11 protein-coding genes are annotated in these 14,021 nt (G+C 70.2%); 5 read left to right on the top strand and 6 right to left on the bottom strand.

The window, feature by feature from the left end:
* Positions 1 to 19 precede the first annotated feature (19 nt).
* The gene (locus JWQ81_RS36035; RefSeq protein WP_297548701.1) at positions 20 to 1,765 is read right to left on the bottom strand and encodes an ABC transporter ATP-binding protein; all 1,746 of its coding nucleotides are present in this window, start codon (positions 1,763 to 1,765) and stop codon (positions 20 to 22) included.
* On the bottom strand, positions 1,762 to 3,474 hold the full coding sequence (locus JWQ81_RS36040) for an ABC transporter ATP-binding protein (RefSeq protein WP_297548703.1): 1,713 nt from the start codon (positions 3,472 to 3,474) through the stop codon (positions 1,762 to 1,764). The genes JWQ81_RS36035 and JWQ81_RS36040 overlap by 4 nt, the downstream gene beginning before the upstream one ends.
* Before the next feature lie 99 nt (positions 3,475 to 3,573).
* On the opposite strand from JWQ81_RS36040, the gene JWQ81_RS36045 reads away from it, so the two are divergent.
* Both JWQ81_RS36045 and JWQ81_RS36050 read left to right on the top strand, forming a co-directional pair.
* Positions 3,574 to 4,593 (top strand): Dyp-type peroxidase, encoded by a 1,020-nt coding sequence (locus tag JWQ81_RS36045; protein WP_297548705.1) that lies wholly within the window; start codon positions 3,574 to 3,576, stop codon positions 4,591 to 4,593.
* Positions 4,590 to 5,387: a family 1 encapsulin nanocompartment shell protein gene (locus JWQ81_RS36050; RefSeq protein WP_297548707.1), complete on the top strand. Its 798-nt coding sequence runs from the start codon at positions 4,590 to 4,592 to the stop codon at positions 5,385 to 5,387. Before JWQ81_RS36045 ends, JWQ81_RS36050 begins: the two co-directional genes overlap by 4 nt.
* A gap of 4 nt (positions 5,388 to 5,391) precedes the next feature.
* On the opposite strand, the gene JWQ81_RS36055 is transcribed toward JWQ81_RS36050, so the two are convergent.
* On the bottom strand, positions 5,392 to 6,027 hold the full coding sequence (locus JWQ81_RS36055; RefSeq protein WP_297548709.1) for an alpha-ketoglutarate-dependent dioxygenase AlkB: 636 nt from the start codon (positions 6,025 to 6,027) through the stop codon (positions 5,392 to 5,394).
* A gap of 85 nt (positions 6,028 to 6,112) precedes the next feature.
* Between JWQ81_RS36055 and JWQ81_RS36060 the strand changes: the two genes are divergently transcribed.
* Positions 6,113 to 6,787: a DNA alkylation repair protein gene (locus tag JWQ81_RS36060; RefSeq protein ID WP_297548711.1), complete on the top strand. Its 675-nt coding sequence runs from the start codon at positions 6,113 to 6,115 to the stop codon at positions 6,785 to 6,787.
* A gap of 3 nt (positions 6,788 to 6,790) precedes the next feature.
* Here the strand turns inward: JWQ81_RS36060 and JWQ81_RS36065 are convergent, their stop codons facing one another.
* Together JWQ81_RS36065 and JWQ81_RS36070 are read right to left on the bottom strand one after the other, a co-directional pair.
* Positions 6,791 to 7,936, bottom strand: a complete 1,146-nt coding sequence (locus JWQ81_RS36065; RefSeq protein ID WP_297548713.1) for an acyl-CoA dehydrogenase family protein — start codon at positions 7,934 to 7,936, stop codon at positions 6,791 to 6,793.
* Between the two features lie 110 nt (positions 7,937 to 8,046).
* On the bottom strand, positions 8,047 to 11,403 hold the full coding sequence (locus tag JWQ81_RS36070; protein ID WP_297548715.1) for a BTAD domain-containing putative transcriptional regulator: 3,357 nt from the start codon (positions 11,401 to 11,403) through the stop codon (positions 8,047 to 8,049).
* An 86-nt stretch (positions 11,404 to 11,489) separates the two neighbouring features.
* On the opposite strand from JWQ81_RS36070, the gene JWQ81_RS36075 reads away from it, so the two are divergent.
* Positions 11,490 to 12,362: an alpha/beta hydrolase gene (locus JWQ81_RS36075; protein ID WP_297548717.1), complete on the top strand. Its 873-nt coding sequence runs from the start codon at positions 11,490 to 11,492 to the stop codon at positions 12,360 to 12,362.
* A gap of 9 nt (positions 12,363 to 12,371) precedes the next feature.
* On the opposite strand, the gene JWQ81_RS36080 is transcribed toward JWQ81_RS36075, so the two are convergent.
* A complete protein-coding gene (locus JWQ81_RS36080) occupies positions 12,372 to 13,082 on the bottom strand; it encodes an SDR family oxidoreductase (protein ID WP_297548719.1) in 711 nt (236 codons plus the stop codon).
* 69 nt (positions 13,083 to 13,151) lie between these two features.
* Here JWQ81_RS36080 and JWQ81_RS36085 point away from each other — a divergent pair, with 69 nt between their 5' ends.
* Positions 13,152 to 13,982: a helix-turn-helix transcriptional regulator gene (locus tag JWQ81_RS36085; protein WP_297548721.1), complete on the top strand. Its 831-nt coding sequence runs from the start codon at positions 13,152 to 13,154 to the stop codon at positions 13,980 to 13,982.
* Positions 13,983 to 14,021 lie beyond the last annotated feature (39 nt).

Below are 14,021 nucleotides of genomic sequence, written 5' to 3' on the forward strand. Positions count from 1 at the left end.
GCTCACGAGCCGTTCCCGGTCAGCCGCCGTGCCAGGAGTGCCAGAGGGCGGCGTAGGCGCCGTGGGCGGCGACGAGGTCGTGGTGGCTGCCCAGCTCCGTGATCCGGCCGCCCTCCATGACCGCGACGCGGTCGGCGTCGTGCGCCGTGTGCAGCCGGTGCGCGATGGCGATGACCGTCCGCCCGTCGAGCACGGCGGACAGCGAGCGCTCGGCCTGGCGCGCGGTCGCCGGGTCGAGCAGAGCCGTGGCCTCGTCGAGGATGACGGTGTGCGGATTCGCCAGCACCACCCTGGCCAGCGCGAGCTGCTGCGCCTGCGACGCGTCGAGCGTGGTCCCGGTGGGGCCGAGCACGGTGTCGAGCCCGGCCGGCAGCGTGTTCGCCCAACCCGCGTCGACAGCGGCCAGCGCCGCGAGGAGTGCGTCGTCCCCGGCTGACGGCGCCGCGATCACCAGGTTGTCCCGCAGGCTCCCGAGGAACACGTGGTGCTCCTGGGTGACCAGCAGGATCCGGCGCCGGAGTTCGGCCGGCGGGAGTTCGTGGACCGCCACCCCGCCGACGGTGACCCGGCCGGTCCGCGGCGCGTCCACCCCGGCCAGCAGCCGCCCGAGCGTGGACTTGCCCGCGCCGGACGGCCCCACGATCGCCAGCCGTTCACCGGGCCGCACCGCGAGGTCGACGTTGTCGAGCACATCGCGGGAACCCGTGTAGGCGTACCGGACGCCGGCGACGACGATCCGATCGTCCACGGGAACGGCGTCGGTCGGCCGCTCCGCGTTCGTGGCCTCGGCGATCCCTGCTATGCGCGCGAGCGACGCGGCGCTGCTCTGCAGCTGATCCAGCCACATGAGCACCGCGTCGACCGGACTGACCAGCTGCAGCATGTACAGGCTCGCCGCGACGGCCGTCCCGAGCTCGATGCCGCCGTGCAGGTACAGCAGCCCGCCGACGAACGCGATCAGCGCCACCGGCAGGCAGTACGTCAGGTCGCACACCGGGAACAGCACAGTGCGCAGGCTCAGCGTCCTGCGCCGCGTCGTGTACACCGCCGCGAGGCGCCGGTCGCCGTCGTCGACGCGGGACTGCCGCAATCCCGAGGCCTCCACCGTCCGTGCGCCTTCGACGGTCGCGTTCAGCGTCTCCGACAGTCCCGAATTGGCGTCGCCTTCGGCGAGGTAGGCCTCGCGGGCCCGCTTCAGGTACCAGCGGCTCACCAGCCACAGGATCGGCAGCCCGATGAACCCGCATAGCCCTAGCACCGGGTTGAGCACGAACACGGCCGCGAAGAGGAACACGATCTGCAGCGCCGACACGAAGATCTCGGGCGCCGCGTCGCGCAGCGTCGTCCCGACGGTCGCGACGTCGCCGGTGCTCCTCGTCATCAGCTCACCGGTGCCGGCGTGTTCCACCACCGAAGTCGGCAACGCGAGCGCGCGGTCGACGAACTCCTCGCGCAGCCGGGCCAAGGCACGTTCGCCATAACGGTGCCCGGCATAACGCGCGAACCGGGCCACTACCACCTGCAAGACGGTGAGACCGGTGATGAGCAGCCCCAGCCGGTCGATCGCGGATGTCCCGGTGCCGGCCTGGACCTGATCGACCATCTTGCCGAGCAGCCACGGACCAGCCAGCCCCGCCAACGCCGCGAGGCAGTTGAGCATCAGCACGACGGTCATCGCGCCTCCGTCGTCGCGGATCAGCCGCCAGGTTTCCCGGCGGACCGTTGCCGCATCCGCGACTGGCAGCCGCCGCGTCGCCGCCGTCATCGGGTCGCCTCCTCTTCCGCTCCGCGAAAGACCAGATTGCGATAGTCCGGGACAGTGGTGAGCAGATCCGCGTGGCAGCCGGTCGCGACGACCTGTCCGTCGCGCAGATAGGCCACGTGGTCCGCCTGATCGAGCAGGAGCGGGGACGTGCTCGCGACCACGGTCGTCCGGCCGCGGCGGGCCTCGTGCAACCGGGCGGCGATCCTGGCCTCGGTGTGCGTGTCGACGGCGGAGGTGGGTTCGTTGAGCAGCAGGACATCCGGGTCGGCCAGTACCGCTCTGGCCAGTCGCAGCCGCTGGCGCTGCCCACCCGAAAGTGTGCGCGCCTGATCGTCCACAAAGGAGTTCAGGCCCAGTGGGAGCCCGTCGGTGATGTCGAGCGCCGCGGCGGTCTCCATGGCCGCCACGACAGCGTTTCCTCGTTGGCCGCCAACCATTTCGCGCAGCGAACCGGCAAACAGGTGCGCGTCGTTGTCGGCGACGAGGATCCGCCGCCGGACCTCGTCGACGGCCATCTCCGCCACGGGAATCCCGCCCCAGGTGACGTCGGTTTCCTCGTAGCGGCCGAGCCGGTCGAAGAGCCTGACGGCGTCCTCCGGGCGGGTCGCCGCGAGCACCGTCAACCCGCCGGGCGCGACGAGGAGCCCGGATCGCGGATCGCGCAGTTCCGCTTGTCCGCACGGCCCGGGAACTCCGTCGCCGCCGGGAGGAAAGGCGGGTTCCAGCGTCAGGATCCGCACCACCCGGCGTGCGGCGACCACGCCGCGGCCGACCTGGTCGCTTCCTTCGATGAAGAAGGCCACCGGCACCACCAGCGCGGCGACGTAGCCATACACCGCGACCATCTCGCCGATCGTGATCTGCCCGCTCGCCGCCATTCTCGCCGCCAGCCAGGTGACGGCCGCGAGGAACAGCCCCGGCAGCCCCACCGACAGCGCCTCGATCCAGCTGCTGACCGCGCCGACGCGGTACCCGAGCGCTTTCATCGCCTGCGAGTCGGCACGGTACCGCTGGGCGAACAGGTCCTTGCCGCCGATCCCGCAGAGCACCCGCAGCCCGGTGACCAGGTCGCCGGCGCGCGCCGTGACCACCCCCTGCAGGTCACGGTAGCCGGTTTCGACGTGCAGCAGCCGGTTGAGCAGTGGACCGAGCAAGACCGCCAGCAGCGGCACGCCGACCACGGTCACTACGGCCAGCAGCACGGAGATTCGCAGCAGCAGCACGGTCACCACGGTGTACGCGACGACGGCGCCGACACCCGGTCCGGTGATCGTCATCGCCTGGCTGATCGTGGCCAGGTCGGCCGCGCCGATGCTGACGACTTCGCCGGCGGAGATCTCCCGCGGCAGCGTCGAGCCAAGCCGTGTCGCGTGCCGGACGACCAGCCGGGCCGTCCTGATCGAGGCGTCGATCCGGATGAACGTCATCGTGCGGTGACGGGCCATGCCCAGCACCGCGACCAGCACGCCCTGCGCGACGAGACCACCGCTCCACCAGCACAGCGCCGTCAGGTTCCGGGCCCGCATCCCGTCGTCGATCGCGTGGGACAGTACGAGCGGCGCCAGCATCAGGCCGACCATCCACAGGCTGCCCAGCAGTACGCCCCGCCAGACCCGTGGGGCTTGGGCTTTTACCAGCCAGAACAGGTAACGGACGGCACCGCGGAGATCCGGCGTACCCGGATCGGCAGGTGGAACGGTCAACCCCATCGTTCGACAGTAGCTACACCCAGCGTGTTCACTCGACTCCTTTTTCGCCGTCCCCGGGCTGGCCGCGCGACACCCGCGGACAATGGGTAGCGTGCAGACATGACCACCCCGCAGCCGGTGCTGGGCCCGCTCACCTCCGCCGCGATCTTCCTGGTGGTGACCATCGATCCCGGTGGCGAGACGGCGGCTCGCGAGCTGCTGGAAGACCTCGCCGGGCTGCGGCGCTCGGTGGGTTTCCGAGTGCCCACCGGGAACCTCACCGCAGTGGCCGGTGTCGGATCCGAGGCCTGGGACAGGTTGTTCACCGGTCCGCGTCCCGCTGGGCTGCACCCGTTCCGCGAACTCGCCGGGGAGGTGCACCAGGCTGTTTCCACCCCTGGTGACCTGCTGTTCCACATCAGGGCCTGGCAGCTGGACCTGTGTTTCGAGCTGGCCACCCGCATCATGGACCGGCTCTCCGGTTCGGTGACGCTGTGTGATGAGGTTCAGGGCTTCAAGTTCTTCGAGGAGCGCGACCTGCTCGGGTTCGTCGACGGCACGGAGAACCCCGACGGTGCTGACGCCGGCGCCGCTGTTTTCGTCGGCGACGAGGACGGGGAGTTCGCCGGAAGCAGTTACGTCATCGTGCAGAAGTACCTGCACGACATGGCCGCGTGGGACGCCCTCGCGGTGGAGGAGCAGGAAAAAGTGGTCGGCCGGACGAAGCTGTCCGACATCGAGCTGGCCGACGACGTCAAACCGGCGAACTCCCATGTCGCGCTGAATACGATCACCGACGCTGACGGCACCGAGCGGCAGATCGTTCGCGACAACATGCCGTTCGGCAGCCCGGGGCGGGGTGAGTTCGGTACCTACTTCATCGGGTACGCCAGTACTCCCGACGTCACCGAGCAGATGCTCGAGAACATGTTCATCGGCAACCCGCCCGGGGTGTACGACCGGATCCTCGACTTCTCCACCGCGGTCACCGGTTCACTGTTCTTCGTGCCCACGGCCGATTTCCTCGAAAACCAGCCTGACCTTCCCGAAGCGGCCGAACCGGCCGTGACCCTCGAAACCCCGCCGCTCGCCGCCGGTTCCCTCGGCATCGGCAGTCTGAAAAGGAGCGTTGTGTCATGAACAACCTGCACCGCGAACTCGCCCCGATCTCGGACGCGGCCTGGGCGGACATCGAGTCCGAGGCCAAGCGCACCTTCAAGCGCAACGTGGCCGGCCGCCGCGTCGTCGACCTGCAGGGACCGGCCGGCACCGAACTCTCCGCGGTCGGCACCGGGCACTTGGCGCGCCTCGATCCGCCCGCCGAAGGGGTCATCTCGCGGGCTCGGTTGTTTCAGCCGATCGTGGAGCTGAGGGTGCCGTTCGTCGTCAGTCGCGACGCCGTCGACGACGTCGAGCGAGGGTCGCAGGACTCGGACTGGCAGCCCGTCAAGGACGCCGCGACGAAGATCGCGTTCGCCGAGGACAGGGCCGTGTTCGAGGGCTACGCGGCGGCCGGCATCGCGGGTATCCGCGAGAGCTCGTCGAACCCGGCGCTGACGCTGCCCGACGAAGTCCGTGACTACCCGGACGTCGTCAGCCAGGCGATCAGCTCGCTGCGGCTGGCCGGGGTCAACGGCCCGTACTCGCTGTTGCTCAGCGCGGACGCGTACACGGCCGTCAACGAGACCGCCGACCATGGTTTCCCCATTCGCGACCACCTCTCGCGGGTCGTCGACGGCGAGATCATCTGGGCCCCGGCGATCGACGGCGCGTTCGTGCTGTCCACCCGCGGCGGCGACTACGAGCTGCACCTCGGGCAGGACCTGTCGATCGGTTACTCCTCCCACGACTCGACGAGTATCGAGCTGTACTTCCAGGAGTCGCTGACCTTCCTCATGTACACCAGCGAAGCCGCCGTCGCGCTGCACCCCTGAGCCCTCACCGCACACCGCGGGGACGGAACTGGATGCTGATGCGCGGGCCGACCGGTTTCGCTGTCTTGGGGATGGCGTGTTCACAGGTGCGCTGGCAGGACCCGCCCATGACGATCAGGTCCCCGTGGCCGAGCTGGTGCCGCAGCGCGGGCCCGCCGGCCCGCGGGCGCAGCAGCAGCGCTCGTGGGGCGCCGATCGAAATGATCGCGACCATGGTGTCCGAGGTGCTCCCGCGGCCGATGGTGTCGCCGTGCCAAGCGACGCTGTCCCGTCCGTCCCGGTAGAAGCACAGACCCGCGGTGCGGAACGGTTCGCCCAGCTCAGCGGCGTAGTGCGCGCTGAGTGCATCGCGCGCTTCGCGAAGCACGTCGTCCGGCAGCTCGTCGGCCTCGTCGTAGAAGCTGAGGAGCCGCGGCACTTCGACGACCCGCTCGTACATCTGGCGCCGCTCCGCCCGCCACGGCACCTCGTCGGCCAGCCGCTCGAACAGCTTGTCCGCCCCGGTCAGCCAGCCAGGGAGGACGTCGATCCAGGCCCCGTCCCGCAACTCCGTGCGGCGGGCGGGCGCGAGCGAGCGGACCCGGGTGACCCCGGTGACCCCGATGTCGTCGAAGAGCGAACCCTGCAAAGCCTGCGACATACCTCGACTGTACCCCAACGTCGAACATGTGTTCGACTATGGTTTCCTCGTAAGCTGAATCTCACGCGACGGACAGGAGGCTGAGGTGGCCGAGACGACGTTGGCCGAGGTGATGGCCGAGTTGGCCGCGCTCGAGAACCCGAAGGCACGCAAGGTCAACGAGAAACATGGTGACGATCACGGGGTGAACCTCGGTAAGCTGCGCGCGCTCGCGAAGCGGTTGAAGACGCAGCAGGAACTGGCGCGCCAGCTCTGGGAGACCGGTGACACCGCGGCGAGCCTGCTGGCGATCCTGATCTGTCGGCCGAAGGCGTTCGAGCGTGACGAGTTGGACGTCCTGGTGCGCGACGCGCGCAGCCCCAAGGTGCACGACTGGCTGGTGAACTACGTGGTGAAACAGAACCCGCATGCCGAAGAGCTGCGCGTGGCCTGGTTCACCGATCAGGATCCGGTAGTGGCGAGTGCCGGCTGGGCGCTGACCACCGAACGCGTGGCCAAGGAGCCTGAGGGCCTCGACCTCGAGGGGCTGTTGGTAGTCATTGAGGCGGACATGAAAGACGCCCCGGATCGCCTGCAGTGGGCGATGAACCACTGCCTCGCCCAGATCGGGATCGAGCACGCCGAGCACCGAGCCCGCGCACTCGGCATCGGCGAGCGACTCGAGGTGCTCAAGGACTACCCGACACCCCCGAACTGCACGTCGCCGTACGCGCCCATCTGGATCACCGAGATGGTGCCCCGACAGCCCGCCGAGCCTTGATGTTCAGGGTTCGATACCGAGCAGGGTCCGCCCGTAGTGTTCCCTGGCGAGATCGGGAGCGATCGTCGCGTGCCGCACGGCGACCTCGACGTCGCGCCAGATCCGTTGCAGCGCATTGGTTTGGGCGAATCCCGCGGTACCGACAGCGGTGAGCAGCAGGTTCACCGCCTCCCGGATGCTCCTCGCCGCGGTCCCGGCGTCCATTCCCGCACGGGCCTGGGTGGGCGGGTCGAGCTGGGTCTGCGTCTCGATTCCGCGTTCGACGTCGTCGAGCGCGCGGTACAGGCGCAACCTGGCGGTGTCGATGAGCGACGCCGCTTCGGCCACCGCGAGCTGGACGGTCGCGGAATCGGCTCGGCGCGGGCTCTTCGCGGTGTCGCCGAGCTTCTCCAAGGTCGAGGCCAGTGCGGCCTCGGCCATCCCGAGCAGGGGCGCCACGACAGTGAGGGTGAGTGCGGTGATGACTGTCGCGCCATACAGCGGCTCGTCCGGAAAAGCGCCGCTGTACCCGCCGCTGAGCATTTTGCCGCGCGAGATCACGCGGTGGTCGGGGACGAAGACCTCCTCGTAGACAAGCGTGTCACCACCGGTGGCCCTCATACCCGCGACTTGCCACGTGTTCTCGATCGTTCCGGCGCTCAGGGGCAGCAGCGCCAGGTCGGAGTCCTCGGTTCCTTCGCCGGCGGATACAGCGACGATCGCCCAGTCGGACTGGTGCATCCCGGACATCGGCGCCCACCGGCCGGAGATCACCACACCGCCCTCAGTGGGGCGAGCGGTGCCGACGATCGTCAGATGGCTGCACACCGTCACGCGGGGATCGGCACCCCAGACCTCTTCGCGGGCGCGCTCGCCGTACAGGGCGGCCATGAAACAGCCACCGGACAGGATCATCGCCACCCACGCGCTGGACCCGCAGCCGCGCCCCAACGCGGCGTACACCTCGAACGCCGTCCGGAATCTGGCCTCTGGCCCGCCCGACCGGCGCGGCACACAAAGGCTGAGGAAACCGGCCTCGCGGAGCCGCCGGGTGACCGCCTCCGGCAGCCTGCCGAGGCGGTCGGCCTCGCCGGCATGTTCGGCCAGCAGCGCGACCGACTCGTCGGCTTTGCGCGTTAGGTCAGTCGCAGGGGGAAGTCCACTCTCCATGGATCGAACGTACTCGGCCTGGTCACTTGCCACCGCTGCCCGGCTCCACGTCTCCACGGTCGAGGTGCTCGGCCGAAACTGACATCCTGCGCGACTCGGCCAACACGCGTTCACAGATCGCCGACACGTGTGCAGGGACGGCGGGCACGCCGGTGGGCGGGTCGACTCCCGGGCAAGTCACCGTCGAGTTGCGGCTGGTGACGGAACCGGATGTAGGGCTCATCGACAGCACCGGGTGCACACTGTGCGGCGGCGATCCACTGTGGAGCGTCGGCGCGGGTAGCGACGGCCAGTGCCTGGCGGTAGTGGTCCGCGGCTTGGCTCGGTCGGCCCAGGGCTGCGGCGAGGTCGCCGAGGTACTGCGCGACGGGGCCGAGCGTGAGCAGTCCGCTGCCGGCTCCGGCGAGTTCGGCGGACGCGGGCAGAAGTTCGGCGTGGAGCCGTTCCATCGTCGGGTGGTCGTCGAATTCGATGGCGAGGACGGCGTGGAGGCAGGCGCGGGCTTCATAGAGCAGGTCGTGAGGTGACGTGGGGATTTCCGCGGCCGCCGCCCTCGCCCGGTCTCGGCGACCTGCCGCGAGCAGGGTGAACGGACGGCACCAGGGTTCGTAGCCGCCGAAGTCTCCGTCCGTCTCCAGTGGACCTCCCCGCTGGACTCCTTGACACAGCAGGGAAAGGGCAAGGATTCCATTGTCCATTCCGGACATCCCGGTGCCGGCCAGCCGTGCGGCCGCAGCGCGGTAGGCGGCCTCGGCTTCGCGGGGCTTCCCGGACACCGCAGTACGAAGTGCCTGGTACCACTGGGTGAACACGCTCACGAGCGGGGATCGGTAGTCCTCGCCGAGCCGGTCGGCCGCCGCGGCGTGCTCGTCGGCGATGGTGAACTCGGCGAGCGCGGAATGGGCTTGGACAAGAACAAGGTGGCCGAGCACCTCGAAGGTCACCAGCTCGTGCCGGGCGCCGATCTTGACCAGTTCCCTGCCGATGCCGGCTCGTCGAGGTGCGAGCCCGGTCCGGTCGAACGACTGCATGAACCGGGCGTTGAGAGCGAAGGCGAGCAGCGCCGGGTCGTCGAGCCCGCGTGCGATGGCCTCGGCTTCGTGCGCTGCCGCGCGTGCGCGGTCACCACCGGTGTTGCGCAGTTCGACGGCCAGCGTGGCCAGCAAACGGCTGCGAACCGCGGTATCGCCGGGCGGCAGCGCGGCCAGTGTGCGCTCGGTGACTTCGGCGATGTGGTGGGCGAGGTCGAGGTCGTCGTTGTCGGTCCAGAGCGCGGGCACGTCGAAAGCGCCGATCACCCGGGCGGTGAGCGCGGGGTCGTCGAGGCTCTCGGCCAGGGCAATCGCTTCGGCGCGGTGGTGCCGCGCCCGGGCGAGCGCACCGGCCACGGCGAGCGCCCGCACCATGCCCATGACCAGGCCGAGCCGGACCCGGACGTCGTTGTCACCCGAGCGTTCCTGGGCGGTCAGCGCGGCTTCCCACAACCGGGCCGCCTCACTCGGCGCGAAACGACGTTCGGCCTGTTCGGCAGCGGCTCGGGTGTAGCGGGCGGCGCGCCCCGCGGTCGCCGGGTCCTCAGCCAGCAAGAAATGGTGAGCCAGCGCGTCGACGTCGTCCGGACGCAGCCGCTCGATCGCCTCGCCGACGGTGGCGTGCCAGCGAGCCCGTCGCGAGTGCGAGATGTCGTGGTACACGGTGTCGCGCACCAGCGCGTGTGCGAACCGGAACAGCCGCGGCCCGCGTTCGACCAGAAAACCTCGCTGTGTTGCGGACTCGACGACGTCGAGCGCGGTGGGCTCGCCCGAGACGGCGGTCAGCACCTCGAGATCGACCTCGCTGCCGAGCACCGCGGCCTGCTGCAGGATCGTCCGGTCCGGCTCGGGCAGCTTGGCTACGCGGAAGCGAACGACGTCGCGCACTCCCGGCGGCACCGACTCCAGCCCGTCGGCACCGTCGGCGTCGAACAGCCTCGCGAGCTCCCGGACGAAGAACGGGTTGCCGCCGCTGCGCTGGTAGATCACGTCCGCGGTCGCCGCGTCCACCTCTCGGCCGATCGTTTCGCGCACGAGTTCGGGCACCTCTGCTCGCGCAAGTCCGCCGAGGTAGATCCGAGTGGGCTCGGCTCGAGCGACGCGGCCGAGGAAGTCGGCCAGCTCGGGGGAGAGATCGGTGGTGCGGTAGGTCGCGACCACCAGCACCGGCTGCGCGACGGGCTCGGCCACCACCGACGCCAGCAGGGCCAACGTTTCCTCACCGGCCCAGTGCAGGTCGTCCAGCACCAGCAGCAGGGGAGCCCGCCGTGCGACCGCGGTGAGCTGGGCGCCGACGGCGCGGTACCAGTGGAACCGGGCCGCCATGGGGTCGCTGTCGGAGTCCGGGCCGGACGGCGGCTCATCGAGCTTGTCGTGCCCGTCGGCGAGCGCGGCCAGGATCTGGTGCCACGGCCAGGCCGAGGGCGCGCCCTCGTGTTCCGGGTTGCCGCCCCACGCGGTCGTCCATCCCTGTGTTGCCAGCTGGGCAGCGAACGATTCGGCGAGCGCTGTCTTGCCCGCCCCGGCATCACCAGAGACCACTACGAGCCTGAGCCATCCCTGATTGACCGTGGCTGCCGCGACGTCGGCCAGCTGCGTGGTTTCCTCGGCGCGTCCGATCAGCTGCCGGGCCCGGACTCGCGTCGCGGCTGGTTCTGCCGTGCCGTACAGGCGGGGTTCGTGTCCCAGGATGTCTGCCTCCAGCTCCCGCAGGGCAGGACCCGGATCGACGCCGAGATCTTCGGCGAGGACCTGCCGTGCCCGACGCAGCGCGCCCAACGCGTCGCCCTGCCGCCCGGCCCGGTACAGCGCCAGTGCGAGCAGCCGCCAGCCGTCTTCGCGCCAGGGATGCCCCGCGACCTGCGTCTCCAGCGCTGGGACGGCCTCGGCGGCCCGGCCCAGCGCCAGCAGTGCCTCCGCACGCCACTCCCGTGCCACCAGCCGCAGCTCGTCCAGGCTGGAAATCTCCCCGCGCGCCCACGCCTGATCGGCGAACTCGGCGTAGGCGGGCCCTCGCCACAGCGCCAGTGCTTCGTCCACTTGGGACAACGCCGCTCCGGCTCGACGTTGCGCCAGCAGCTCTCCGCAACCGACCACCGCGGTCTCGAAGCGCATCGCGTCCACTGTGTCCGGAGCCGTGCGCAGGGCATAACCGGGCGCCATCGTCACCAGCAGTTCCGCGGGAGCGCGCGGCGGCCGATCGGGTTCGAGCGCCCGTCGCAGCGCCGAGACGAAGGTCTGGATCGCCCCCACCGCGCCCTCCGGCGGGTCGTCCCACAGGTCGTCGACGAGCCGCGCCACCGGGACCACCCGGCCGCGCGCGACCAGCAACCGCGCCAGCACCGCCCGGTGACGCGGTCCTTTCAGGACCAACAGACCGCGCGCGTCCTCGGCTACCAGCGGGCCGAGCACACGAAACCGCGCCGGCGAACCCATCCACGCACTGTAGCCGCGGACGGTTTCGCGCTCGTGCTCAGTCGACGCTGACCGGATGCTGATTCGCCGGGCGGACGCTGACTCACATGCAGATCACCGGATTCGACTATCAGCGCGTGACCGCCGCCGACGGCGTCGCGCTCAACGTGGCCGTGGGCGGCCACGGCTCTCCGATCGTGCTGCTGCACGGCTTCCCGCAGACCCACCTGATGTGGCGGCACGTCGCCGCCGACCTCGCGGCCGACCACACCGTCATCTGTCCCGACCTGCGCGGTTACGGCGACAGCGACAAGCCCGCCGACGTGGACGGGCAGACGTATTCCAAGCGCACCATGGCCGCCGACGTCGTCGCCGTCGCCAAGGCGTTCGGCCACGAGCGGTTCGCCCTCGCCGGACACGACCGCGGCGCGCTGGTCGCCATCCGGACCGGGCTCGACCACCCTGGCTCGGTCACCCACCTGGCTTCGCTCGACGTCCTGCCGACACTGGACATGTGGGACGTGCTCAGCGGGACCACCGCCGCCGTCGGTTTCCACCTGTTCCTGATGGCTCAAGCCCCGGGGCTGCCCGAGCAGATGATCAGCGCCAGCGCCGACGCGTTCTTCGGCTATTTCCTCGACGCCTGGACGCAGAACCCCGACGCGATCCCCGCCGACGTCCGCGCCGAGTACCTGCGGGCGTCGCGCGACGCGGTGACGTCGATCGTGGCCGACTACCGGGCCACGGCCACCGTCGACGTCGAACACGACACCGCGGACAAGCAAGCGGGCAACCGGCTTCGCATGCCGGTGACCGTGCTGCAACAGGACTGGGGGAGCGCCCTCGGTTACGATGCCGTGGCACTCTGGCGGGCGTGGGCGTCCGATCTCGACCACCGCACCGTGACCTGTGGCCACTTCATGGCCGAGGAAGCCCCCGCCGACGTGGTCAAGGCGCTCCGGGCACTGATCACGCGGTGAGCCGAGCGGTTACCAGGGCAGGGGATTCCCGTCCCAGTCATGGAACTCGCCGGTGGGGCCGTCGTCCGCCAGCAGCGCGAGCCGGACGGCGCCCGCCGCGCCTTCGGCCGGGTCGGCGTCGCTGGCGGCGGCGCGCGCGTTGAGGTCGGTCGACCGGAGACCGGGGGCGAGCGCGTTCACCTTGAAACCGGCACCGAGCGACTGGGCGTAGAACAGCGTCACCGCGTTGAGCGCGGTCTTCGACGAACGGTAGGCGGCGCCCGAGCCCGTCGGCGGGAACTGCGGGTCCGGTCCGGTGCTCCGGGTCAGCGAGCCGGTCCCGCTGGAGACGTTCACGATGCGGGGCTTCGCGGACCGCCGCAAGGCCGGCAGGAAGGCATTCGTGACCGCGATGACCCCGAACACGTTGGTTTCGTAGGTGCGACGGAAGCTGTCGACGTCGGCGTCGACAGCGGAGCTGCCATCGACCATGATGCCGGCGTTGTTGACGAGGATGTCCAGGTCAGGAACCTGGTGGGCGGCTTTGGCGATACTCTGGTCATCGGTGACGTCGAGGATCAGGAGCCGGGCGTCGCCGCCGATCTCGTCGACCGCACGCTGGCCTCGCTCGGTGTCGCTGGAGCCGAGGTAGACGGTGAGACCGGCGTCCGCGAGTTGCCGGGCGATCTCCTTGCCGATGCCTTTGTTGGCGCCGGTGACCAGTGCGGTGGAAGTGTTCATGGTGTCGACGATGCCGCCGGCGGCCCAGCTGATCCAGGTATAACCCGTACCTGGGAGTGGAGGTGACGAATGGCGAGCCAGGAACTGGCCCGTTTCCTGCGCGAACGCCGCGAGGATCTGCGCCCGGTCGACGTCGGCCTGCCCACCGGCCCACGGCGTCGCACTCCGGGCCTGCGCCGGGAGGAGGTCGCCGGATTGGCCAACATGTCCGTCGACTACTACGTCCGGCTCGAGCAGGCCCGCGGCCCGCATCCGTCGTCGCGGATCCTGGATGCCGTCACCGACGCGCTGCGGCTCACCCCGGCTGAGCGGATGCACGTCTTCCGGCTCGCCGGCGTCAACCCGGAGCCGCCGGCCGGCCCGGTTCGCCAGGTCCGGCCGTACGTAGCCGGCCTGCTGCACCGGATGACCGACACCGCGGCCATCGTCACCGATGCCTCCTACGACGTCATTGCCTGGAACCCCCTGGCCAACGCGCTGCTGGGCGACCTCGAAACCGAACCGAACCTGGCCCGGCGGCGTTTCCTGCGCACCGGTCGCTCCGAGAGTTCCAGCACCGGGAGTTCCAGCACTGAGAGTTCCAGCACCGAGGAGTTCGCCCCCATCGTGGCGGGGCGGTTGCGCGCCTCGGCCGCCCGCTATCCGCGCGACGAGCCGCTCGCTCGCCTACTGGCGGAGCTGCGTGCCGGAAGCGAGGAGTTCGTCGCCGCCTGGGACGCCAACCCGGTGCGCGCCCCCGGTCACCGGGTGAAGACGATGAACCATCCGGAGGTCGGGCCGCTGCGCGTCAACTGCGACGTGCTCGTCGTTCCCGAAGACGACCAGCAGGTCGTCTTCATCACCGCGGATCCGGGCACCCCGGCCTCTCGGGCACTGAGACAGCTCCTCTCCGCCGGCTGATGTTCGTCTAAAGTCGAACGGGAAGACTGTCCCGGACGA

Source organism: Amycolatopsis sp. (assembly GCF_025464955.1).
Classification (GTDB): Bacteria; Actinomycetota; Actinomycetes; order Mycobacteriales; family Pseudonocardiaceae; genus Amycolatopsis.

Coding starts and splice junctions, on each gene's coding strand:
- JWQ81_RS36085 (WP_297548721.1), top strand. CDS start 13,152: ATGGCGAGCCAGGAACTGGCCCGTTTCCTGCGCGAACGCCGCGAGGAT.
- JWQ81_RS36075 (WP_297548717.1), top strand. CDS start 11,490: ATGCAGATCACCGGATTCGACTATCAGCGCGTGACCGCCGCCGACGGC.
- JWQ81_RS36070 (WP_297548715.1), bottom strand. CDS start 11,403: ATGGGTTCGCCGGCGCGGTTTCGTGTGCTCGGCCCGCTGGTAGCCGAG.
- JWQ81_RS36050 (WP_297548707.1), top strand. CDS start 4,590: ATGAACAACCTGCACCGCGAACTCGCCCCGATCTCGGACGCGGCCTGG.
- JWQ81_RS36065 (WP_297548713.1), bottom strand. CDS start 7,936: ATGGAGAGTGGACTTCCCCCTGCGACTGACCTAACGCGCAAAGCCGAC.
- JWQ81_RS36040 (WP_297548703.1), bottom strand. CDS start 3,474: ATGGGGTTGACCGTTCCACCTGCCGATCCGGGTACGCCGGATCTCCGC.
- JWQ81_RS36080 (WP_297548719.1), bottom strand. CDS start 13,082: ATGAACACTTCCACCGCACTGGTCACCGGCGCCAACAAAGGCATCGGC.
- JWQ81_RS36045 (WP_297548705.1), top strand. CDS start 3,574: ATGACCACCCCGCAGCCGGTGCTGGGCCCGCTCACCTCCGCCGCGATC.
- JWQ81_RS36035 (WP_297548701.1), bottom strand. CDS start 1,765: ATGACGGCGGCGACGCGGCGGCTGCCAGTCGCGGATGCGGCAACGGTC.
- JWQ81_RS36055 (WP_297548709.1), bottom strand. CDS start 6,027: ATGTCGCAGGCTTTGCAGGGTTCGCTCTTCGACGACATCGGGGTCACC.